The 22,104-nt window shown below is 47.9% G+C and carries 18 protein-coding genes; 7 read left to right on the top strand and 11 right to left on the bottom strand.

Going from position 1 to position 22,104, the window contains the following annotated elements:
- Positions 1–84 precede the first annotated feature (84 nt).
- A complete protein-coding gene (locus D3H65_RS26980; RefSeq protein ID WP_162915831.1) occupies positions 85–744 on the top strand; it encodes a hypothetical protein in 660 nt (219 codons plus the stop codon).
- Between the two features lie 270 nt (positions 745–1,014).
- On the opposite strand, the gene D3H65_RS26985 is transcribed toward D3H65_RS26980, so the two are convergent.
- Together D3H65_RS26985 and D3H65_RS26990 are read right to left on the bottom strand one after the other, a co-directional pair.
- On the bottom strand, positions 1,015–2,055 hold the full coding sequence (locus tag D3H65_RS26985) for a hypothetical protein (protein ID WP_119053278.1): 1,041 nt from the start codon (positions 2,053–2,055) through the stop codon (positions 1,015–1,017).
- 267 nt (positions 2,056–2,322) lie between these two features.
- A complete protein-coding gene (locus D3H65_RS26990) occupies positions 2,323–5,577 on the bottom strand; it encodes a S41 family peptidase (RefSeq protein WP_119053279.1) in 3,255 nt (1,084 codons plus the stop codon).
- 255 nt (positions 5,578–5,832) lie between these two features.
- On the opposite strand from D3H65_RS26990, the gene D3H65_RS26995 reads away from it, so the two are divergent.
- Positions 5,833–6,543 carry a peptidoglycan DD-metalloendopeptidase family protein gene (locus D3H65_RS26995; protein WP_119053280.1) on the top strand — a complete coding sequence of 237 codons (711 nt, stop codon included), beginning with the start codon at positions 5,833–5,835 and terminating at the stop codon, positions 6,541–6,543.
- A 193-nt stretch (positions 6,544–6,736) separates the two neighbouring features.
- Entirely contained in the window at positions 6,737–7,981 is a 1,245-nt protein-coding gene (locus D3H65_RS27000) for a DUF937 domain-containing protein (protein WP_119053281.1), read from the top strand.
- 128 nt (positions 7,982–8,109) lie between these two features.
- On the opposite strand, the gene D3H65_RS27005 is transcribed toward D3H65_RS27000, so the two are convergent.
- The 5 genes from D3H65_RS27005 to D3H65_RS27025 all read right to left on the bottom strand — a co-directional run bounded on the left by D3H65_RS27005 (position 8,110) and on the right by D3H65_RS27025 (position 11,920).
- The gene (locus tag D3H65_RS27005) at positions 8,110–8,895 is read right to left on the bottom strand and encodes a DUF3108 domain-containing protein (protein WP_119053282.1); all 786 of its coding nucleotides are present in this window, start codon (positions 8,893–8,895) and stop codon (positions 8,110–8,112) included.
- 138 nt (positions 8,896–9,033) lie between these two features.
- Positions 9,034–9,318: a hypothetical protein gene (locus D3H65_RS27010; RefSeq protein ID WP_119053283.1), complete on the bottom strand. Its 285-nt coding sequence runs from the start codon at positions 9,316–9,318 to the stop codon at positions 9,034–9,036.
- An 87-nt stretch (positions 9,319–9,405) separates the two neighbouring features.
- Complete coding sequence (locus D3H65_RS27015; protein ID WP_119053284.1) at positions 9,406–10,293, bottom strand: NmrA family NAD(P)-binding protein; 888 nt, start codon at positions 10,291–10,293, stop codon at positions 9,406–9,408.
- Between the two features lie 63 nt (positions 10,294–10,356).
- Complete coding sequence (locus D3H65_RS27020) at positions 10,357–10,785, bottom strand: MarR family winged helix-turn-helix transcriptional regulator (RefSeq protein ID WP_119053285.1); 429 nt, start codon at positions 10,783–10,785, stop codon at positions 10,357–10,359.
- A 439-nt stretch (positions 10,786–11,224) separates the two neighbouring features.
- Positions 11,225–11,920, bottom strand: coding sequence for a type 1 glutamine amidotransferase (locus tag D3H65_RS27025; RefSeq protein WP_119053286.1), 696 nt, complete (start codon positions 11,918–11,920; stop codon positions 11,225–11,227).
- Positions 11,921–11,969: 49 nt separating this feature from the next.
- Here D3H65_RS27025 and ruvB point away from each other — a divergent pair, with 49 nt between their 5' ends.
- Positions 11,970–12,998 (top strand): Holliday junction branch migration DNA helicase RuvB, encoded by a 1,029-nt coding sequence (gene ruvB, locus D3H65_RS27030; RefSeq protein ID WP_119053287.1) that lies wholly within the window; start codon positions 11,970–11,972, stop codon positions 12,996–12,998.
- A 271-nt stretch (positions 12,999–13,269) separates the two neighbouring features.
- Positions 13,270–14,199 carry a hypothetical protein gene (locus tag D3H65_RS27035; protein ID WP_162915832.1) on the top strand — a complete coding sequence of 310 codons (930 nt, stop codon included), beginning with the start codon at positions 13,270–13,272 and terminating at the stop codon, positions 14,197–14,199.
- 68 nt (positions 14,200–14,267) lie between these two features.
- On the opposite strand, the gene D3H65_RS27040 is transcribed toward D3H65_RS27035, so the two are convergent.
- Entirely contained in the window at positions 14,268–14,969 is a 702-nt protein-coding gene (locus D3H65_RS27040) for a response regulator transcription factor (RefSeq protein WP_119053289.1), read from the bottom strand.
- Positions 14,970–15,212: 243 nt separating this feature from the next.
- On the opposite strand from D3H65_RS27040, the gene D3H65_RS27045 reads away from it, so the two are divergent.
- Both D3H65_RS27045 and D3H65_RS27050 read left to right on the top strand, forming a co-directional pair.
- Positions 15,213–15,584: a co-chaperone GroES gene (locus tag D3H65_RS27045; protein ID WP_119054678.1), complete on the top strand. Its 372-nt coding sequence runs from the start codon at positions 15,213–15,215 to the stop codon at positions 15,582–15,584.
- 150 nt (positions 15,585–15,734) lie between these two features.
- Positions 15,735–17,315: a helicase HerA-like domain-containing protein gene (locus tag D3H65_RS27050; RefSeq protein ID WP_119053290.1), complete on the top strand. Its 1,581-nt coding sequence runs from the start codon at positions 15,735–15,737 to the stop codon at positions 17,313–17,315.
- A gap of 55 nt (positions 17,316–17,370) precedes the next feature.
- On the opposite strand, the gene D3H65_RS27055 is transcribed toward D3H65_RS27050, so the two are convergent.
- From D3H65_RS27055 to D3H65_RS27065, 3 genes are all read right to left on the bottom strand, one after another.
- Positions 17,371–19,278 (bottom strand): RecQ family ATP-dependent DNA helicase, encoded by a 1,908-nt coding sequence (locus D3H65_RS27055; protein WP_119053291.1) that lies wholly within the window; start codon positions 19,276–19,278, stop codon positions 17,371–17,373.
- A 47-nt stretch (positions 19,279–19,325) separates the two neighbouring features.
- Positions 19,326–19,682 (bottom strand): four helix bundle protein, encoded by a 357-nt coding sequence (locus D3H65_RS27060; protein ID WP_119053292.1) that lies wholly within the window; start codon positions 19,680–19,682, stop codon positions 19,326–19,328.
- Positions 19,683–19,807: 125 nt separating this feature from the next.
- Positions 19,808–21,931 carry a heavy metal translocating P-type ATPase gene (locus tag D3H65_RS27065; protein ID WP_119053293.1) on the bottom strand — a complete coding sequence of 708 codons (2,124 nt, stop codon included), beginning with the start codon at positions 21,929–21,931 and terminating at the stop codon, positions 19,808–19,810.
- Positions 21,932–22,104 lie beyond the last annotated feature (173 nt).

Genomic DNA, 22,104 nt, shown 5'->3' on the forward strand with positions numbered 1-22,104 from the left:
AGGGAATACGTAAATGCAGACGGTGGGTCGCCCTTTAAGGGCGGCTCACCGTCTGCATTTAAAGAACAATTCAAACAATCCAATATGCCTGTTTCCGAACAGTACAAAGCTCCCTTTTACCCAGGTAATTCTTACCATATAACCTTTAGAAGTATTGATGGTTTAATATTATTTCATGACCTTGAAAATCATGACTTCTTCCTTCAAAGATTTACTTACTTCTTACAGCCTGTTTTAAGCTGTCTTGCTTATTGTTTATTGAAGAATCATGCACATTTCATCGTGCATATAAACGATCGTAAAAACATATTGGATTCTTTGGGCTTCATTGTAGAAGAAAAGAAGACTATGGCGATGAAAAAATTTATTAATGATCCTGAAAATGAAGGTTTAATAGATGAGTTGGTAGAAAGGCAGATAAATAACTTTATGATATCTTATGTAAATGCACTTAACAAGGCTCTTTCCCGGAAAGGCAGTTTATTTCAATCTCCGTTCAGGAGAGTACAAATTGAGGGAGATGCTCATTTGCAGCAAGCAATCATATATACAAACGCTAATGCCCAAAAGCATGGGATTGTCCGGGATTTTAAGGAACATAGGTATACTTCATATCATGATGTAGTAGCGGATGTATCATCAGTTGTAGATATTGCTGCTATAGGGCGGTTTTTTAGGGGCAAGGAGCACTTTATAAAAGAACATGAAATACATGTTCAACGATATTATAAAGGAGAGGATTGAGTTAAGATATTATTCAGGGTCAAAGGTGAGCCGCCCTTGGAGGGCGACCCACCTTTGACCCTTTGATGCCAGCCAGGATAGAATACCAAGAGAATAATAGCGGACTTAAGCCAAATATTGTTCTCCTCAAAGGTGAGCCGCCCTTGGAGGGCGACCCACCTCAATCCTCCAAACAAGCGCGCTATCTACCTGGAGTGTTCATCCATAACAAGTCAAACAGAGTGGGTCGCCTTCTAAAAGGCGGCTCACTCTGTTTGACGGATTACAAGATTATTTGTCTCCATCCTGTTTGATCAACCTGATCAGCGCACTGCTGTGCTCGTCTGCATACAGGCGGGCTTCATAACGTTTCTTGCCTACAATGGCTACCATGAACGAGGTATTGGGAGGTATCGAACCCAGGTTCTCCGCTACCATCACCAGTTCATTGTCGTCGCCCAGCTCGTCGGCATCCAGGAAGATAGTATAAGGCTGTTCCGTAAGCCGGATATTTTTAAAGATCAGCCGCTTGTTGAGGAACAGTGCAATGGAGTCTCCATCCACCTGGGCATTATCGTAAAAACGTAGTTCGATCTTTTTAGCCGTGACCGGTATTACTGTTTGCAATTTATTGGTGCGGGCAGTAAACTTGTCTTCCGGTGTAAGGGGTGAGCCTACTGGCTTCTTTATTTCGGGAGGAGCCGCAGGTGGAGGGGCACTAACTTTCGGGGCAGCCACCACCACAGGTGCAGAAGGCCTGATCACGGCAGCTGGTATTTCCCGTTCTTCCATGAGAGGCGGTGCAAAAGACATCCGCGCGATACTGTCAATAATATCCGGGTGATTGGCGCCTACCGTATAATTCTCGATCACATAATCCCATTCGTCCGTGAAAGTAGGGATGGCGATCTTTTCCAGGGCCACAGTACCCTTGGGAATATCCTTATGATCCCGCTCGGTACTGCTGCCATCGAGCAACATTTTATCCTCCCCGGGACAGTTGAAGTCGGCTACCGTAAGTACTGGTTCTTTGGAAGAGCCAAAGAGGTTGCCAGATGATCTGTCTTCCAATAATGTTTCATCCCACCACACCACATCATTGGTCTGTCCGTCAAAATAGCCCCGCACCGCATAGCGGCGATAATGTGTTTTGGAAGTATAATAATAAGCTGTACCCAACAGGCTGTCGCCCTTCTTCACCAGTTTCAGTTCAGTACGCACATTGCCCGTCTTCCCTTTCCACGCCCCGGTAATGGTTTGTGACAGAGCAGCTGGCCTGGTCAGCAGGAAGGTTGCCAGCAGGCAACACAGCGGAATAGCGATCGTTTTCAAATGGTTATTGTTGGATGATACCCCTAAAAACGCCCTGCACACATTATTATTTTGTGTTAAGTTTCTTTTAACGAATGGGGCTGATGGGAAATACCAATGTAGCCTTTTAAAAGCAAACGGTGAGCCGCCTTTGTAAGGCGACCCACCGTTTCTTTATACAAATCTTACCATCCGTATTTATCAGTGTCATCTCAGAGGAGGTTGGCCCAGGCAGTTCCCGTATTGCTCTCGTTGCCTGGCTGCCTTGATGCCTCGTTGCCTCTCCTCCTAAAACCCTTTCTTCGGTCCCTTCTTGATCTCTTCCAGCATTTCCTTCACCGCCCTTTCCAGTTGCTGGTCATAGCCTTTCAGGATCGCCTTGTAGTCATTGGTTAATTTAATATCCGGTTCCAGTTGCAGGTTCTCTGTAGGGCGATTTTCCTTACCAATAGTGGCAACCATGGGAATACCGAATACCAGGGTAGGGTCGATCTGTGTTTCCCACCATACCGCTGTACCCGTACCAGGCACGGGCATACCAATCAGCTTGCCCAGTTCGAGACTCTTGTAAGCATAAGGGAATAGGAAGGCATCGGAATAGTTACTTTCACTCATCAGTACGCAGGAAGGATTACTCCACTTATTGCGTGGCTCACCTGATGTAGGTGTTGCCCCCTGTGGTGAAAAGTTCATGTACTTTTTACCACCCAGGAAGGTTACCAGGTCATCGTGCAGCCAGCCGCCACCATTGAAGCGCGTGTCTACGATCAATGCTTCCTTATTGGCATTTTTACCCAATACTTCTTCATACACCGTGCGGTAACTGCCATCATTCATGCCCTGTATATGCACATAACCTACTTTGCCACCGGAAAGCTCATCTACTTTCTGCCGCATGATCTTCGTCCAGCGGTTATACATCAACCCCTGCTCTTCACCCTGTGATATAGGTTTCAGCGTTTCTTCCCAGCGTTCCTTGGTGACAGGATTGTACAGGCTCAGCAATACATTCTTGCCGGCCTTGCGGTTCAAAAGCTTATTCCAGTCCATGTTCTCCGCAATCTGCTCACCATCTATCTTTTCGATCACTGTGCCTTTTACGATCTTTGTTTTGGCATTGAGCAAGGGACCGCCATCTATTACTTCCATCACTTTTACACCATCGCCATCAAAGGTTTCATCGTACAGCAATCCCAGGCTGGCCGTAGCATCTGTATTCACCTGTGGCGGTGCATAGCGGCCGCCGGTATGAGAAGCATTCAGTTCACCCAGCAGCTCGCTCAGCAGTTCCTGGTAATCATAATTGTTATTGATATAAGGCAGGAATTTCTCGTAGGCTGTTTTATACAGCTTCCAATCCGTGCCTTGTAATTTGGGGTCATAGAACTTCTTCACCACCTGCCGCCAGGCATGCTCAAAGATGTATTCCCTTTCTGCCGCTGCATTCAGGTTCATTTCACCATTCACGATCACCGGTGATACCCTGCCCGCTTCCGCATCTACTTTCATAATGCGTCCATCACTCACTACAAACAGGCTCTTGCCATCTTTGGACACATCCAGTCCGGCAGGACCGCCATCCAGCTTTGTCAATATCTTCGTTTCCCGCGTGCGTGTATTGGTAAGCCACAGATCATATCCCTTTTCTACCCGCGCCAGGTAATACAACTTCTCCCCATCGGCTGATAATACATAATCAGAGATATTGCCTGAGTTGATGGTGAGCCTCTCTTTACGGTTGTCGAGATTCTCAAACAGGGGCTGCCAGTCTTTCTCCTTTTTAGCAGCGAGCGCCTGCAAAGCAGAGTCCTTCTTATCTTTTTTATCGTTGTCCTCTTTCTCTTTCAGCAGTGCATAATCATCTTTGTTCAGTTTAAAACGATCATACAATTCCTGGTCGAAGAACATGGCATAAATATCCACTTCCCTTGCTCCCTGGAAAGCCAATGGTTTCTTACCATCACGGTCTGTCAGCCACAATAGCGCTTTTCCATTGAATGCCCATTTGGCCGTACCATCTGCGAATCCGCTTTCCGTTACATTTATTCTTTCACCGGTGCCGTCAGCTTTCATCAGGTCTATTTCTGCCGTGCCCCATTTGCCTTCGGCCGAATTGAAAGCTATCCATTTACCATCAGGTGACCACTTGAAACTCTGGTCTCCGTCTGAATAAGAGAAATTGATGCCTTTAGGTACAATGGTGCGGCTCTTTTTAGCAGCGATATTGTACACCTTGATAATATTTCTTTCTTCGAGGTAGGCAATTTCTTTTCCATCGGGTGATACTACCGGTTGAAACTCCTCGGCTTCTGTAGCCACCAGGGGTTCTTCCTTCAATACCGTGGAAGCATAGAAATAAGGTTCTTCTTTGCGCTCGATGGTAGTACGGTAGATATCCCAGCTATTGCCACGCTCTGCCGCATAGATGAGCGAACGGCCATCAGGTGAAAATTGTAAAGTACGTTCCTGCTGGGGCGTATTCGTAATCCGTTTTGTGATGCCGCCTTCTACGGAAGTGACAAATACTTCACCGCGTACAATGAAGGCGATCTCTTTGCCATTGGGCGATAGCGCCGTTTGCGTTACACCTGTATTGATGGGGATGATCTTTTCTGTATTGGTGCGTCCATCTGTATTGATGCGGATAGCCACCTTCTTAGGCTGATCACCTTCTTTCATCGTATAGATCTCGCCATCATAGGTAAAGCAAAGGGTATTATCGTTTGAGCGGGAGAGGTGACGCACAGGGTGATCCTTGAACTTTGTGAGCTGCTGCTCCGCGATCTTTGTTTTTACCGGGGCCTTATAGATATTCTGGCTATTGCCATTCTTTTCACTCAGGTAATAGAAGTATTGATCATCAGCAGAGAAGATCGGTTCACGGTCCTCGCCGGCAAAACCCGATACCTGCTGGTAATCATCTTTCTTCACATCATAGATCCAGATATCACGGGTTACCGCCGAAGTATGGTGCTTGCGCGCAGCATCTTCATAACCTTTCCGGTCCTGGAATATTAGTTGATCGCCCTTGCTGCTGAAGTGGGCGAATTCTGAACCTGCCGACAGGAACATGACAGAACGGCCGCCGGTAACGGGCACCTCATACAATTTCTGGAACAGGCCTTTTTGTGGGAACCGTACACTGGTGTAGATATCATTGCGGTTGGTGCCAAAGACCACTTTTTTACCATCCGGGGTAAAATCATAAGGATAATCGTTGGCAGAATGATAAGTGAGGCGGGTAGCTTCGCCACCTGCCGCCGGCATTACAAATACATCAAAATTGCCGTAACGGTCGCTGGCAAAAGCGATAAACTGACCATCGCGGCTCCATACCGGCATAAAGTCATGCGCTTCATGCAGGGTCAGCGGAATAGCGTCACCGCCTGCCGAAGACACTTTATACAGATCGCCTTTGTAACTGAATACAATCGTTTTACCGTCTGGCGAAAGGGCAGGGTACCGCAGCCATAACGGTGTTTGCTGAGCTGCTGCTATCTTGACCATGATCACCAGCAGGAACAGAAAAAGGTATTTATTCATAAAACAGGGTGTTTTTGTAATTCGAATTGATTTAAAGGTAACAAACCGGGATATTTGCAAGAGATCGGAATGCATAAAAGCAGCAAATTGCTTACGAGCGGCAGTATTCTTTGTCAGCTAGTCGAAGACGTCTAAAGGGTGGGTCGCCCTCAAAGCGCGGCTCACCCTGAACTAAAGAAGCCTCCCGGAGGCGCCCTTGTAACGGAAAGCCGCTATTCCCGACCAATGTATAGACAATCATGACAATCCCTGCATATGCCCTCTGTTTTTGAAAATACCATACGTAAATACCAGCCTACCTTTCACCAGGTAGTGAAAGTGGATCCCGCACAGGATAAGTTATTGCACCTCGACTTTACAGAAAACAACAAGGAGCTTACTGCAGACATCATAGGTAGTACCACCCGGTTTTCAGCCTGGATCGACCATAAGCTGCAGGCTACCCACAGCCGTTATGGCATTGGAGGGTATGATGAACACAGAACGGTGTACAACCGCAGCCATTTGTTTGATGCGCCCGGCCAGGGTGATGAACCCCGCCGATTACACATTGCTGTAGATATATGGGGGCCAGCTGGTACACCCGTATATGCATTTATGGGAGGCATGGTCCATAGCTTTGCTTTTAATGATCAGGATGGTGATTATGGCGCTACCATTATCCTGCTGCACCAGCTCGACGGATTGCCTTTCTATACCTTATATGGCCATCTTAGTTTGCCGGATATACAAAAGTTATCCAGGGGACAGTATGTCTCCATTGGCCAGCAGATCGCTCATTTTGGCCCCCCTTCCGAAAACGGCCATTGGCCTCCCCACCTTCATTTCCAGGTGATATTGGACATGGAACTAAAAGAAGGTGATTATCCCGGCGTATGCAAATACTCCGAAAGAGACAAGTACCTGGCCAATTGCCCTGATCCCGACCTGATACTCCAGTTAATGCGTTACGCGAAAAGCGCATAAGTCTCCCCTTAAAGTTCAACAAAAGAGCTCATATATTAGTCTTTTTCCTATATTTCCTCTAGCGGATACTGTTCCTCTATTGTCCCCGCTCACCCCATAACCTCCCGTCATTATACTGCCTACCCTCTGCCGTCCGCATACCTGCGGTTACCGGTATAAGTCAATTTTTTATTCATCTAAAAAAGCATTGCTTATGTCATTCAATCTTCTTGATTCGGTGCAAGGCCTTTTCTCCAAAGATTTAACCTCTGGTATGGCTTCTTCTTTTGGCGAGAGTGAAGGCGGTATACAAAAAGCCGTCAGTGGCGCTATCCCTGCTGTGCTGGCAGGACTGCTTAATAAAGCCGGTACTTCTGATGGCGCTTCAAGCATCCTAAACCTGTCAAAAGAAGCAGCTGGCAGCGGACTGCTCAGCAACCTGTCTGCATTTACCGGCGGCAGCAACCTCGTTGGTAAAGGGCTGGAATGGCTTAAGAAAATTTTTGGAGATAAAGCAGATGGTATCATTAGTATGATTGCAGGATATGCAGGTATCCGCGATTCATCGGCGGCATCGGTACTTAGCGTGGCGGCGCCCGCGGCCCTGGGTACATTGGGCAAACAGGTAACACAAAATAACCTGAGCGCCTCCGGCCTTACCTCCCTGCTGGCCAGTCAGAAAGATTCCATCCTCAATGCACTCCCCTCCGGCCTTAACCTGGCCGGCGCCCTGGGCCTCGGAAGCCTGGGTGATATTGGCAGTAAACTCTCCGGCGCTTTCAGTGGAGCTACCAGCACGGCCAGGGCTACTGCAGCCAAAGCAACCAGCACAGGCAACAAATGGTTATTGCCCCTGATACTCGCCCTCATCGTGATCGGAGCCCTGTGGTATTTTATGAAGGGCTGTAATAAGACGGCAGATGATACAGCCGTAACACCTGCCGATACTACTACCCAAACAGTGCCGGCACAGGAAACGCCAGCCGAGCCTTCCCTCGCCTCTATCAAAGTGAAATTGCCCGATGGGGTAGAGCTGGATGCCTACAAAGGCGGTATTGAAGATAAGTTGGTGGCTTTCCTCAATGATCCTGCTTCCAAAGGTGGCAAGGATGTATGGTTTGACTTCGATAACCTCAATTTCCAGACAGGTAGTGCAGAGTTGACCACCGAGAGCATGAAGCAGGTCAATAACATTGCTGCTATCCTGAAAGCCTATCCCAAACTAAAGATCAAGATTGGCGGTTATACAGATAAAAGCGGTGATGCTTCCATCAATAAAAAACTGTCGCAGGAAAGGGCCGATGCTGTACTGGCAGCTTTAAAGAATACCGGTGCCAACAAAGACCAGCTGGTAGGGGCAGAAGGCTATGGGGCCGAATTTGCCAAAGCAGCTGCCGATGCGCCAGACGCAGAGCGCAAACTTGACCGCAGGATAGCGATCGGCGTAAGAGAGAAATAAGAAATTAAAATACATAGCAGGCAGCTCTCCGGTTGAGCAGGTATCAACCAATACTGGTTGCTCAACTAAAAAAAGCATGAAGACGTTTCTTCATGCTTTTTTATTAAGTGAACTTACTGTTACTTGTATCAGATACTATAACCCAGTTTTATCTTGTACCTGTAGCGGCCTCCGAATTCCTGTTCCAGCTTCAGTACTTCCTGTGTTTTCTTACTGATCCAGAATGTTTCTTCGTTATTGGTGCCGCTGTGTGTCAACAACCAGCAATCGATTTTTTGGTTGTTATATCCTTCCAGTTGTCCGCTTCCGGTCACCGTATAGGCCTGCATTTTGGGGGCAGGAAAACCGGGATCGTAAAAATTGATCATAAAGGTTACGTTTTCCCGGTAGGGAAGGATTGGGAAGGTCTCCAGGTCGAGGTGCCAGTTCAATACGTATTGATCCAGTGCCGTATTGAATGCCTGTAACATATTCTTCTTGCTGGTAGCGGTGTCTTCGCTTGTCAGCAAGGTATCGCGCAGCAAAAATTGTTTGTTGATAAAATCAGCTTTGGCGGCGCCCCTGCCTGTCCACCAGCTTTCATGATAAAGAGGGGCAAATGTTTTCTTATCACATACAGAATACACTTTGTGTACGACAGTTTGGTTGTCTTCCCATTCCTGCGTAATGCTGATCGCATCACGGCCCTGATAAGAAAGAAAGTCCACCTTCCTCGACCAGAGCTGGTATTTGGTGCGGCTGCTATCTTTACCCATTTTAAAATAAACGAGGTAGCGGTTCATGCCCGGTTTCAGGTAACCGGTCTTTACTTTCGAACCATCGATGATAATAGTGTCTTTTTTCTGTGCAAAACTGTATTGCAGTTGGCCTGCGAGGAATATCCCCAACAGCGCCAGCAGGCGGAGTCGTTTCATGGCTTTATGAATTTAACTATGAGGATTAAATGTATAAAGCCATCAGGCAATTCGTCGGGGGAAAGGGAATAAAGGAGTCAGGTGGTGATAAATGGCAACGCCGAATATCCTTATCATGACTGTTTTTAAGTCAGTCTGCTAGAGTAAGGCTTTTACAATTTCTTCCCATTCCTGTTCCAGGGAATAACCGGGCATCCGTTTATCTGCTTTGTTGTACCAGTAATTGGCATTGAATACATCCCCTTCTTTGCGGTGCAGGTAGGCATGTATCCAGGAAGCTGTTTTATCCGGTACATCCTGGATGGTGTTGTGCGAAGCATCCCAATCGCCTTTGGCATCGTACCACAATGATCTCAGGTAAACGCTAAGGCCGGGTGGAGGAACAGCTTGTGTGATGCTGGCATAGAATTGATCGTATTGCATAGTGCTTCAAAGATACAAAAGAGGTGATACCTTTTGTTTGCGACGCAAGCGAAAGGTATCACCTCTTTGATGTATTTCTTCGATGTTTTATGCATTGTAGGCTGCTGCGAATGCTTTTGCAAAATCAGCCAGCTTTACTTTACCCAATACAGGGCGGTTCTTCCAATATTCTTCAAAGGCTTTACCGGAACCCATCGAATGGCCCATTTCGATATAGTTGTCGGCAAGGTCTTCGGTGAGGCCGGCTTGTACCATGCCTGCTTTTGCCTGATCATCGGGAAAGGTAACCCAGGGCAATCCAGGTTTGCCCAGTGCTTTAGCTACTGCGGCGGCAATATCATCGGTTCCTACTTCATCACTTGCTATATACCGTACGCTACTGCCTTTGAAGTCCAGCTTCAACAAGGCTGCTGCTGCTACGGCCGCAATATCCGTGGGGTCAACTATGGGAAATTTATTAGCGGGGATACTAAAATTGCTGCCCATGATACCAGCCTGTTTGATCAGGCCGAGATTGGCATACAGGTTATAATAGAAATAGGCGGGGCGCAGGTGGAGCACGTTGATGCCGGGGATGGCATCCAGGAATGCTTCTGCGCGGTGCAGGCCGGTGATGGGGCCTGTACCATCTGGCAAGTGGGCGCCAATGCTGCTCAGGTTCACCACGTTTTTAACGCCTGCAGCTTTCACAGCTGCTGCATAATTTTTACCCACCTGTTCCAGCGTGGCCTTCACATTGGTAGAGGTATAATTGGGAGGGTTCATCAGGTAGATGGCATCCGCTCCGGTAAAAGCTGCCGTTAAGAAAGCAATATCCTCCACCGTGCCAATAGCTGTTTTAGCGCCTTTGTTGACCAGCTCCTGCAGGTTGGCAGCATTGCGCCCGATAACGGTTACCTGATGGCCGGCTGCCAATAAGGTTTCTGCCAGGGGCTTTGAAATGTGGCCTGCGCCACCTGTGATAACGTAATTCATAATAGTTGATTTAAATAATTGAGTTGATATGTTTGTATATACAAGTATTAGGGTAAAAAAAAATTAGTCTCCCAGTTTATCGGCCAGGCAGGCCATATTGCCTACCATACGCATGCTCTCTTCCTTGCCCAGTATATTGGAATAATTTTCAATAAAATGGGTGAGGCATTCCTGTAAGGCAGGATACATTTCTTTGGCTTTTTGGGTGGGGTACACCTTCGTGAGTTTGCCCTCATTATCACGTGATACCAGGCCCTTATCTTCCAGTTTCTCGATCAGCCGGGTGATGGTGGAGGGTGTCAGGATCAGTTGTTCACTGAGGCCCGTAGGCTGAATGCCCGGCTCTTCAATGGCCAGCATCAGCAAATAAGCATGGCTTGGGGACAGATCTACCTTCTTCCAGCTTTCTATGGCCAGCTTCTCTATCCTGCGGCCAAGTGCATTGGCCACAAAATACATACAGTGGCGGTATTTGCTTTCGGAGGGTTTCATTGTAAGAACAAAGGTAAGGGCTTTTTATTTGTATATGCAAATATGGGTGAAGAAATATTTTGCCTCTCGTGGGAAACCCAGTTCAATGTATTGACAGTCATATCAATTTATTTAATGAATGCGGGCACTCTTGGTCCTCGCTTCGCCCAAAGGCCTGTTCATGTTCACCAATAACTTGCTAATAAAATGCATACAAAAGGCATTTAAACCGTAGATAAGCCGTCTCTTTAAAGGACAGCTTATCTACGGCTTATATACAGCTTATATACGGCTTATCTACGGTTTATCCCATGACGTGGAGATAATCTGGACAGAAGCGTTTGCCCAGGAAACCCAGGGAATAGCGGGATTCCGGGGGAGAAAGTCCAGGAGGTGTCCGGGCGATCCGGGGGAATGCCGGAGTGATTATTCTAATTGAAATGAGTGAAATAAAGGGATATCAGAGGTCCAGGAAGGCGGAAATAAAGGCTTCCAGGTGCTTTTGCTGGCTGGCAGCGTGCAGGGTGCTTTGTTCCTCCATTTGCTGTCCTGGCTGGATAAAGGAGGCCTTGACCAGTTCATCCTGTCCATGGTGCACCATTTGAGTTACCAGGGCAGGGGTGGCTTCCAGGTGGAATTGTAAGCCTGCTACCTGGTTATGGAGGAGGTAGCCCTGGTGCGGACAGGCAGGGGTAGCAAATAAATGTATTGCGCCGGGTGGCAGATCGAAGGTATCGCCATGCCAATGGAAGGTGATAAACTCAGCGGGCAGGGAGGCGGTGAGTGGGTGAGTATGATCGTTGATGATCTTGTGCATGGGCCACCAGCCAATTTCTTTTTCCTTGTTGGGATAAACTTTGGCGCCGGCTACTTCGGCTATCAGTTGAGCCCCGAGGCAGATACCCAGCACTTTTGTACCGGCTGCGATCACAGCACTGATAAATGCTTTCTCTGCACTAAGCCAGGCATATTTATCTTCTTCATATACGCCCATAGGACCGCCCATGATCACCAGCAGGTCGATGGTGTTCACTGCAGGAAAGGAAACGGATTCATATATCTTAGTAAAGCTGATATGGTGTTGCTGTGCAATAGCCCATTCCAATAAATAACCGGGCGTTTCGAAATGTACGTGTTGTATAAAATGAATGCGCATGGGATTACTGACTTACTTTTGTGTAGTTTTACAAAGTTGACCGAAAAGCATGGCCAATCCAAACTTACATACAGAAAAGGGTTCCTTATCTGCCGCTGATAAAGAGTTCGAAAATAATATCCGTCCCACAGAGATCGAAGACTTTGCGGGGCAGGGACAGATCATTGAGAACCTCAAAATATTTATCAAAGCTGCCAAGCTGCGCGGCGAGGCATTGGACCATGTGCTTTTTCACGGCCCTCCGGGATTGGGCAAAACCACACTGAGCCGTATTGTAGCCAACGAAATGGGGGTGAACATCAAAGAAACTTCCGGGCCCGTGATCGAGAAGCCAGGCGACCTGGCAGGCTTGCTTACCAACCTGGAGCCGCATGATGTATTGTTCATTGACGAAATTCACCGGTTGAGTACAGTGGTGGAAGAATACCTGTATGCGGCCATGGAAGATTACCGGCTGGATATCATGATCGACAGTGGTCCCAATGCGCGGAGCATACAGATCAACCTGAATCCCTTTACGCTGGTAGGCGCTACTACGCGCAGTGGTTTACTCACCGCGCCGCTCTTGTCGCGGTTTGCGATAAAATCAAGACTGGAATATTATAATGCCGAAGTGCTGCAGAAAATCATTAACCGGGCCGCAGGTATACTCAATACAAAGATCACTTCGGATGCGGCCAATGAAATAGCCCGTCGCAGTCGTGGTACACCCCGTATCGGTAATGGCCTGTTGCGTCGTGTGCGCGATTTTGCACAGGTATTGAGCAATGGTATCATAGATCTGGCTATTACGCAACATGCGCTGCGGGCCTTGAATGTGGATGAATACGGCCTGGATGAAATGGACAATCGCATCTTACTTACGATCATTGATAAATTCAAAGGTGGCCCGGTAGGCATCACTACCATTGCTACGGCAGTGGGGGAAGAGACGGGCACGCTGGAAGAAGTATATGAACCTTTCTTAATACAGGAAGGATTCATCAAGCGTACACCCCGTGGCCGGGAAGTAACGCCCAAGGCTTATGAACACCTGGGCCGCAAACACGGCGGCAGTGGAGAACACCTGCTGTTCTGATCTGCTTGCTGGTCTGCTGATCTGCCACACTTACATCCGATCATATTACCGCTGTAAAGTTTTTTGTATTACCTGATGCAGGGCCGGTTCCTCTGCCTTTCACTGTCTTATCGATATTGCCTGGAATATTTTTCTCGAAAGTGTAAAACTAAACGGGGAGTTTTATCGTAAGTGGTATTCTTTTTGATTAGTTCCTAAACCTGTTTGGTAGCCTTCACGCGACCCCTTCCCTGATTGTTAGCTTATTTTATTGTACTTATTGTTTATTGCTATGAGATTATTGAAGTCCATTGTGATCCTATGGGTTATGACCCTGTGCGTCCATTCCTTATCTGCTCAATATTATTTTTATGATAATGAACGGCTGGAACCCGCTGTATTGTGGGAAGCGGGTGTATCGGTAGGAGCCATGAATTGTTTTACCGACCTCGGGGGAAAGAAAGGTGTTGGTAAAGGATTTATCAAGGACCTCAATGGTCAGCATTACAATTTTGCAGGAGGTTTCTATGTGGGTGCTTTGTATCATCAAACGATCGGAGGCAGGCTGGAAGCGACGTTTGGAAGGGTGAGTGCTTCTGATAATGTGCTGGAGGGAGATATGGGGGCGGCCAAAGGAAGATACATGCGTAACCTGCATTTCCGGAGCAAGATCGCTGAACTGGCATTGCTGGCGGAGTTTCATCCGCTCACGCTTTTTCAATCGATGGCTAAGGAACCTTCTTATTTTTCTCCTTATATAGTAGGGGGTATTGGGGTATTTCATTTTAATCCGGAAGCATTCAATGGATATACCTGGGTGGCGCTGCAGCCGCTGCGTACAGAAGGGCAGGGGTTTCCTCAATACCCTGACCGCAGGCCTTACCGGCTTACACAGGTCAATTTTCCGTTGGGCATTGGCGTTAAGTATGAAGTGTCGGCTTTATTGAATGCCAGATTGGAAATCGTGCACCGGATACTAAACACGGATTACCTCGATGATGTGAGTAAACAGTATATCGATCCGACGCTGTTTTCGGAGAACCTTTCGCATGAAGCGGCAGCACAGGCGGTGAAGCTGGCGGACAGGAGGCAGGAGCTGGACCCCTCGGTAGTTACGACGGAAGGCAGTATCAGGGGTGATCCGAAACACAAGGATGCTTATTTCACGATACAGTTTAAGCTCAGCCTGTCGATTGGCAGAACAAGAAGGGTAAAGTTTTAAAATAACAAGTCCCGCCATGAATGACGGGACTGAAGGTTTCATCTATTAACAAAATCGATAAGGCGTGTTTATACTACGGGAGCTACCAGACGGAAGCCGTTGCCGTGAATGTTCACGATCTCGATCTTCTCATCTTCTTTCAGGTACTTGCGCAGTTTGGCAATGTATACATCCATACTCCGTCCGTTGAAATAGGTATCGCTGCCCCAAATTTTCTTCAATGCCTGTTCGCGTGGGAGCAGGTCGTTCATATGCTCAGACAGCATTTTCAGCAACTCATTTTCTTTGGGTGATAAGGTCTGCGTTTTGCCGGCATGGCTCAATTCGCGGAGTTTGGGATTGAAGTGGTATCCGCCGAGATCGAATTCTTTGTTTTCGGCTTCTCGGGTGGTTTCTTCATTGCGCTTCAGGATGGCCTTGATCTTCATTAACAGCACTTCGCTATCGAATGGTTTGGTAATGTAATCATCGGCGCCCAGCTTATAGCCCTGAATGATATCTTCCTTCATGGTTTTGGCGCTGAGGAAGAATAAAGGAATATCGGGATCAATATCACGGATCTCTTCGGCCAGGGTAAATCCGTCCATGTGCGGCATCATGATGTCGAGCAGGCAAAGATCGAATTTCTCCCTTTGAAAGGCTGCCAGGCCTAAACGGCCATCGCGTTCCAGGGTCACATCAAAATCGTTTAACTCCAAATAATTCTTCAGTACACTGCCCAGGTTCTGATCGTCTTCACACAATAATATTTTCGGTTTCTTTCCGTCCATTGTTAGGTAGATTTAGTTCGATAGTGTAAATAAAATTAATTCATTTGCTATATCCCACAAGTGGCGTGTAATATTTTGTTAATAAAAGGGGAAGAAAGGCAAGCTGTGAGCGACGAGCAGCGAGCTTCGAGCTGCCCGCTGCCCGGTTTTGGCTCGTAGCCCGTGGCTGGAAAGGTCGGTCAAATCTGCCCTGGTGGTGTATTTTGCGCCAATGATTTATTTTTGCTGTTTAAGCTCATTCAAATGCGACTGACGAACGATAATACCTTTAAGAAGCTCATAGTGATCGGTGACCGTGTATTAATACGGCCCTCCAAGGCCCATGAACGTACGGATAGCGGCCTGTACCTGCCTCCGGGTGTGCAGGAAAAAGAGAAAGTGCAACAGGGCTATGTGATCAAAACAGGACCTGGATATGCGATTCCCATGCCCGTGGAAGATGAATCCTGGAAAGGATCGGATGAACAGGTGAAATACATACCGCTGCAGGCTAAAGAAGGCGACCTGGCGGTATTTCTGCTGAGCGGCGCCACGGAAGTACTGTATGAAAATGAAAGGTACTATATCGTGCCCCAGAGCGCTATCCTGATGCTGGAGCGTGAGGAAGACATGTAAATGCAAATAGTGCGTGTCAACGGAAATCGTAAAAGGTGAGCCGCCCTGAGAGGGCGACCCACCTTTTACGATTCTAATTACATACAGATAACAAGTTTTTGTGATTGATGTTCTGTCAATCCTGTATCTTTCCTTCTATAATATTTCCTTATGCCAAACACTGAAAAGTTCCTGCAATCGGTGCAGGAGGGATATACTTTCAAAGGAGAATTTGCTGTATTGGGAGTGGGTATGCTGGACAAAGCAGCCGTTCCCGGCGCGTTGGTCAAGCTGCCACTGAAAACCATGAACCGCCATGGGCTGATAGCCGGCGCTACGGGTACAGGTAAGACCAAAACATTACAGGTAATAGCGGAAGCACTCAGCGATGCAAGTGTGCCGGTGTTGCTGATGGATATCAAGGGGGACCTGAGTGGCATTGCCGCCGCAGGGGTAGAAAATGACAAGATCAAAGAAAGGTTGGCTATAATAGGCGAGACCTATAAACCAACAGGCTTCCCGGTAGAGCTGATGAGCCTGAGTAATGAAAAGGGAGTACGGTTAAGGGCTACGGTAAGTGAGTTTGGCCCCATTCTGCTCTCGAAAATATTAGACCTGAATGATACACAGCAAGGGCTGGTAGCTATGATCTTCAAATACTGTGATGACAACAAACTGCCTTTGCTTGACCTGAAGGATTTTGTGAAAGTGCTGCAATTTGTAAGCAATGAAGGCAAGGCAGAGATTGAAAAGGAATATGGCAAGATCGCTACTACCAGTACGGGTACTATCCTGCGTAAGGTGATCGAACTGCAACAACAAGGGGCAGATGTATTCTTTGGCGAACCCTCTTTTGAAGTGGACGACCTGATGCGCATTGCGGATGATGGCCGTGGTATGATCAGTGTACTGCGGGTAACAGATATGCAGAACAGACCAAAGCTGTTCTCAACTTTCATGCTGCAACTACTGGCCGAATTGTATGCCACGCTGCCGGAAGCGGGTGACCTGGATAAGCCCAAGCTGGTGATGTTCATTGATGAAGCGCACCTGGTATTCCAGGAAGCTACTGAAGCGCTGTTGCAACAGATCGAAACGGTGATCAAGCTGATCCGTTCCAGGGGGGTTGGTATCTTCTTCTGTACGCAGAACCCACAGGATGTGCCGGCCAGCGTGCTGAGTCAACTGGGATTGAAAGTACAACATGCACTGCGCGCCTTTACAGCTGTGGACCGGAAGACGATCAAGCAGGCGGCGCAGAACTACCCGGAGACGGAGTTCTATGAAACGGAGCAGTTGCTTACTGAACTGGGTATTGGGGAAGCGCTGGTAACGATGCTGAATGAGAAAGGTATTCCCACTCCGCTGGTGCATACCATGCTGGTATCGCCCCGCTCGAGGATGGATGTGCTGACGGATGGTGAAATTGACGGGCTGATCAATAAGTCGAAGCTGGTGAAGAAATATGCAGAAACAGCCGATACGGAAAGTGCATACGAGATACTGAACGCCAAACTGGAAGAAGCAGCGCAGAAGACTGCCGAAGAAAAAGCTGCCAAGGATGCAGAGAAGGAAGCGAAGAAAACTTCGGGTGGCAGGCAGGAAAAGTCTACGATCGAAAAGGTGCTGGATAATTCTGTTACGCGGCAGATAGGCCGTACGGCCGCCAATGTGATCACGCGTAGTTTGCTGGGAGCGCTGGGTTTGGGTGGTAAGAGTTCTTCGAAGAAGAAGAGTAACAGCTGGTTCTAGTCAGGGTGAGCCGCCCCCGAAGGGCGACCCACCCTGACAGCCGCCTCCGATAGGCTCAGGGTGACAATTTGATCAAGCCTTTTTCATCTACTGATATTATTTGTTCAGCCTGGAGGTAATTGATGACCTGCCAGGCTTTTTCTTTTTTGATGCCATTGAGCTGGAGCAACAATGCATCTGCAGTAAAGCTGTCAGGCCCGATGATGGTGAGGATGCGTTGGTGGATCTCCTTAAACTCTTCGGTTGTTAAAGGCTGTTGCTGCCGGTTGAGGCAGTTGTCGCAGATGCCGCAGGCACGGGTGGCCTTGTCGCCAAAATAAGCAGCTATATACTGGCTGCGGCACTGTTGTTTTTCCCTTATATAGCGCACCATGGTATCTATCCGGTGCTGGTATTGTTCCTTTCTCTTTTTGTAATTGACCATGTCGATCACCAGGTCTTCTGCTTTCACGCGGCGGCGCAGGAAATACAACTGGGGTTTGTCCTTTTGTGGTATGTATTCAATGATGGCATTGGCATCGAGTATCTTTAATTGGTTTACAATGTCGGGCTGCTCTTTTCTGAGCAGGTAAGCCAGGTTCTTTTCCTGAATACCGACGGGGCCATCAAAAATACCTTCATAGGTTCTCAGGAGGGTTTTGATGAGTGGCTCGAGGGTAGGGCTGCTTTTTTCAAATTCATACAGCCAGTCTTTATTGGTTACAAACTGTACTTTGGAAGGCAGGAATACCTGTTCATTAAAACTGAGCCAGCCATCCTGCTCCAGGGCTTTGATCACATAGGTGGTGAGCCAGGCGTCGAGTTTGAACTTGCTTACAAAATCAGTTACTTCAAAATTATAATAGACACCTTCTCCCGAGCCGGTAGGTACCTGCAGGTAGTTTACGATAGCCTGGTACACATGGCGTATATCTTCCAGGGAAGGGAAGCGAATATCGGGCAGTGATTCCAGGTCACCTACCTCTTTGTGATCATGCAAAAGAATAGCATAGGCTTTCTGGCCATCTCTGCCGGCGCGACCCGCTTCCTGGTAATAGTTTTCCAGGCAATCGGGCACATCGGCATGTATGACGGTGCGTACATTGGGCTTGTCAATGCCCATTCCAAATGCATTGGTACAAACGATCACGCGGGTATCATTCTTTATCCAGGCATCTTGTTTTTTGGTGCGTTCTTCCTGGGAAAGGCCTGCATGGTAGAAGTCGGCTTTGATGCCCTGCATGTTCAGTTGGTCGCTGAAGGTTTTGGTACGCTTGCGGCTTTTGCAGTACACAATGCTGCTGCCGGGTACTTTCTGTAATATATCAATGATCTTATTGATCCGTGCTTCCTGGGCAAACTGGCTATAGGACAGGTTGGGCCGCTCAAAAGACTGGCGGAAGATACTGGGTTGTTTAAACTCCAGCTTATCGCAAATATCCTGTTGTACAATGGGTGTAGCCGATGCGGTGAGGGCCAGGATGGGGATGCCGGGCAGTTCGGCCCGCAGGGCTGCAATGCGCATATAGGGGGGCCTGAAATCATATCCCCATTGAGAAATACAATGGGCTTCATCCACTGCTACCAGGTTCACATCGAGGCCGGGCAGGTACTCTTTAAAGAGGGATGTTTCCAATCGCTCGGGTGATACATACAGGAACTTACAATTGCTTTCGGTAGCTACTTTGAGGGCATTGATCACATCCTTGCGGCCCATGCCGGCGTGGATGGCAAATGCGGTGATGCCTTTTCTTCGAAGATTCTCCACCTGGTCTTTCATCAGGGCTATCAGGGGACTAATGACGAGGCACAATCCATCTTTCGCCATGGCGGGCACCTGGAAACAAAGGGATTTGCCTCCGCCGGTGGGCAATAAAGCCAGGGTATCTTTACCGCTAAGTACAGCAGTAATGATCTCTTCCTGAAGTGGCCGAAAGGAATGGTAACCCCAGTATTCTTTTAGTATGGAATGGATGTTGGGCATTGTGTGTCGGCAATCGGCAGTCGGCAATCGGCAATGTAAGTCGCTGATTACTGGCAGGCCACCATTTTTGTAAGCATCTGGAAACACCTGATCATAATGTTTCCTAATTCTTCTATTTCGTCTTTTGTAAAGTAACTTAATGACACTGCAATATCCATTGCTGTATCTATTTCAACAAGAGAACTTCTGGCAATCTCGTAAAATCTTCTTCTTTCTGCAGCTGATCTTCTGGCAGCGCTCTCTGCAATGTTCAACTGGACTGAAAGAGCAGCTCTTCTCACCTGTTGGGTCATGTTGAACTTCTCTTCCGGAGGGAATGTTTTACTTAGTTGGTAGCAGGAAATGACGAAAGTTCTGGCTAGCTTGTAAACGTCCATTTCCTTATGGGCAAGCTGTAAAAACATGGAAATTGAATTTCCTGCAATCTACTGCTAATATAACAGATAAGAATTAAGCGATATTTGTTTTTGCTTTTAGTTAGGGTGCATTACTGCCGATTGTCGATTGCCGACTGCCGGTTTGCGTTGAATTAAGTCACTTTCTTTACAAAAAGCCTCACAGAGTTGATCCCCAGTACCACATCACTAAGCCCCATTACCAACGCGCCGAAGGTGGGGGTGAGTAATCCGAAGGCGGCTACGGGAATAGCAATGATATTATAAAAGAATGCCCAGAACAGGTTTTGTTTGATGGTAAGAAAAGTATGTCTGCCCAATCCCAATGACAAGGGCAGGTTTTTGATGCCCTGGTTCATGAGCACTACGTCGGCTGTTTGTACAGCTATCTGTGATGCTTCACTCAGCGAAATACCTATGGTGGCTTTGGCCAGTGCCGGTGCATCATTGATGCCGTCTCCCACCATGGCTGTAGGTCCCTGCAGGGTGAGGTCTTCTATCACGGTCAATTTCTCTTCGGGAGTTTTTTCGGCTATCACTTCATCAATGCCCAGGAAGGTGGCCAGTTGCTGGCATTTGGCATGCCGGTCGCCACTGAGCAGGATGGTACGTATATTTCTGTGCCGCAGGTATTGTACTATCTGTATGGCTTCGGGACGTATTTCATCTTTCACATCGATCCAGCCCAGCAGCTCCTCATTTTTCAGGATGTATACATTGTGGTTGTCCTCGCGGGTATGGGCCATGGCTATCCGGTATGAACCTGCCTGGTAGACATCACCTTCTTTGGTAGTGGCCTTCATACCCTGGCCTTTTATCTCATCAATTTGCTGCCAGCGGATATTATCGGGTTGCTTCCATTCGGCGGCAATGCTCTGGGCAATAGGGTGGTTGGAATATTTTTCCAGGGAGACAACTATTTGTTTGAATTCGGCGAGGCTAATATTTTCAGACAGCAGTTTATAGTTAGCCACTACAAATTTGCCGGTGGTGAGGGTGCCTGTTTTATCAAATACTACCTGCCTGATATTCCTGAAGAGTTCCAGGCTTTTGGCATTGCGGAAAAGGATGCCATTTCGGGCAGCCCGGCCCAGGCCTACAGCGATGGCGGCAGGTGTGGCCAGTCCCATGGCGCAGGGGCAGGCAATGACCAGCACGGCGATGCTGCGCATGAGGGAGGCGGTGAAATTATGCAGTATAACAAAGTTCACAATGAAGGTCACAACGGCAATACCCAGCACAACGGGAACAAAGATGGCGCTGATCTTATCGGCCATTTGTTGTACGGGAGGCTTCTCTCCCTGTGCTCTTTTCACCAGGTTGATGATATTGGCCAATACAGAATCCTTGGCTTCGCTGGTTACCTGGGCCCTGATGGTGCCATCTATCAAGAGGCTGCCACCAATAAGCATGTCCTTCGACTTTTTGTGGAGGGGCATGCTTTCACCGGTAAGGATGGCTTCATTTACGGTAGCTTCTCCGGCGAGTATCTTACAATCGGCGGGCACCTGCTCTCCGTTCCTGATGAGGATGAGGTCGCCGGAGCGGAGGGCGGTATTTTCTACGGGGAATACATTTTCCTGTCCTTCGTGGTAAGCGATCATATTGGCCATTACTTTTTGTGAGCGGGCCAGTTTATTCAAAGCGCGTTGGGTAGATTGTATGGAAGCATCTTCCAGGAAATTGCCCAGGAAAACGAGGGTGATGACGGAGGCGGCTGTTTCATAAAAGAGAAAACCTGTGCCCAGGTTGAAAACGGTGCCGATGAGGCTGTATACAAAGGCGGCGGTGGCGCCAATGGCGACCAGTACATTCATATTGGGCATACCATTGCGTATGCTTTTGATGGCGCTGCGCCCGAAAAAGTCCATGCCTACGATGAAGACAGGCAGGCAAAGGGCCAGCTGTATCCAGGGATTCATGAGCCAGTGGATATGGACCCATTTGTCCAGCATATGGAGCATGAGGGGGGCGGTAAACAGGAGGCAGAATAAGAAACGTTGTTTGTGGTTGGACAGGAATTTCTTTTTAGCGGGGGGGATGATACCCTCTTCATCATGAACGGTATAACCCAGGGATTCCAGTCCTTTTACGATCTGCTGGCTGGAAGTGTTGCCGCCGTTGATGCCAAAGCTTACGTCGCCACTGGCCAGGCTCACTTTCACATCGGCCATACCTTCTTTTTCAAGGTATTTGTGGATGGTGAGTGCGCAGTTAGAACAGGTCATGCCTTCAACTTTCCAATTCACTGTTTTCATTTACTTAACCGGGTTTTGATCTCTCTATGAATATACTGCAGGATCATTTCCCCGATCATACAGTTCATAGTTAATGGGTGTTCTAAAAAGTTGGCTGGCAATTCATAGAATTTCTATGGTGGGTATTGCACCGGGGTCTCTGCAAATTTACCGCCTAATGGCGGCCGTTCGCC

The sequence above is a fragment of the Paraflavitalea soli genome (assembly GCF_003555545.1).
In the GTDB taxonomy this organism is placed as follows: domain Bacteria; phylum Bacteroidota; class Bacteroidia; order Chitinophagales; family Chitinophagaceae; genus Paraflavitalea; species Paraflavitalea soli.

What these genes read in the sequence shown, in the direction of transcription:
- D3H65_RS27065 (WP_119053293.1), bottom strand. Translation starts at nt 21,931, where the DNA reads ATGAAAACAGTGAATTGGAAAGTTGAAGGCATGACCTGTTCTAACTGC.
- D3H65_RS27020 (WP_119053285.1), bottom strand. Translation starts at nt 10,785, where the DNA reads ATGAAACCCTCCGAAAGCAAATACCGCCACTGTATGTATTTTGTGGCC.
- D3H65_RS27015 (WP_119053284.1), bottom strand. Translation starts at nt 10,293, where the DNA reads ATGAATTACGTTATCACAGGTGGCGCAGGCCACATTTCAAAGCCCCTG.
- D3H65_RS27025 (WP_119053286.1), bottom strand. Translation starts at nt 11,920, where the DNA reads ATGCGCATTCATTTTATACAACACGTACATTTCGAAACGCCCGGTTAT.
- D3H65_RS27035 (WP_162915832.1), top strand. Translation starts at nt 13,270, where the DNA reads ATGAGATTATTGAAGTCCATTGTGATCCTATGGGTTATGACCCTGTGC.
- D3H65_RS26990 (WP_119053279.1), bottom strand. Translation starts at nt 5,577, where the DNA reads ATGAATAAATACCTTTTTCTGTTCCTGCTGGTGATCATGGTCAAGATA.
- D3H65_RS26980 (WP_162915831.1), top strand. Translation starts at nt 85, where the DNA reads ATGCCTGTTTCCGAACAGTACAAAGCTCCCTTTTACCCAGGTAATTCT.
- ruvB (WP_119053287.1), top strand. Translation starts at nt 11,970, where the DNA reads ATGGCCAATCCAAACTTACATACAGAAAAGGGTTCCTTATCTGCCGCT.
- D3H65_RS27000 (WP_119053281.1), top strand. Translation starts at nt 6,737, where the DNA reads ATGTCATTCAATCTTCTTGATTCGGTGCAAGGCCTTTTCTCCAAAGAT.
- D3H65_RS27060 (WP_119053292.1), bottom strand. Translation starts at nt 19,682, where the DNA reads ATGTTTTTACAGCTTGCCCATAAGGAAATGGACGTTTACAAGCTAGCC.
- D3H65_RS27045 (WP_119054678.1), top strand. Translation starts at nt 15,213, where the DNA reads ATGCGACTGACGAACGATAATACCTTTAAGAAGCTCATAGTGATCGGT.
- D3H65_RS27055 (WP_119053291.1), bottom strand. Translation starts at nt 19,278, where the DNA reads ATGCCCAACATCCATTCCATACTAAAAGAATACTGGGGTTACCATTCC.
- D3H65_RS27010 (WP_119053283.1), bottom strand. Translation starts at nt 9,318, where the DNA reads ATGCAATACGATCAATTCTATGCCAGCATCACACAAGCTGTTCCTCCA.
- D3H65_RS27050 (WP_119053290.1), top strand. Translation starts at nt 15,735, where the DNA reads ATGCCAAACACTGAAAAGTTCCTGCAATCGGTGCAGGAGGGATATACT.
- D3H65_RS27005 (WP_119053282.1), bottom strand. Translation starts at nt 8,895, where the DNA reads ATGAAACGACTCCGCCTGCTGGCGCTGTTGGGGATATTCCTCGCAGGC.
- D3H65_RS26995 (WP_119053280.1), top strand. Translation starts at nt 5,833, where the DNA reads ATGCCCTCTGTTTTTGAAAATACCATACGTAAATACCAGCCTACCTTT.
- D3H65_RS27040 (WP_119053289.1), bottom strand. Translation starts at nt 14,969, where the DNA reads ATGGACGGAAAGAAACCGAAAATATTATTGTGTGAAGACGATCAGAAC.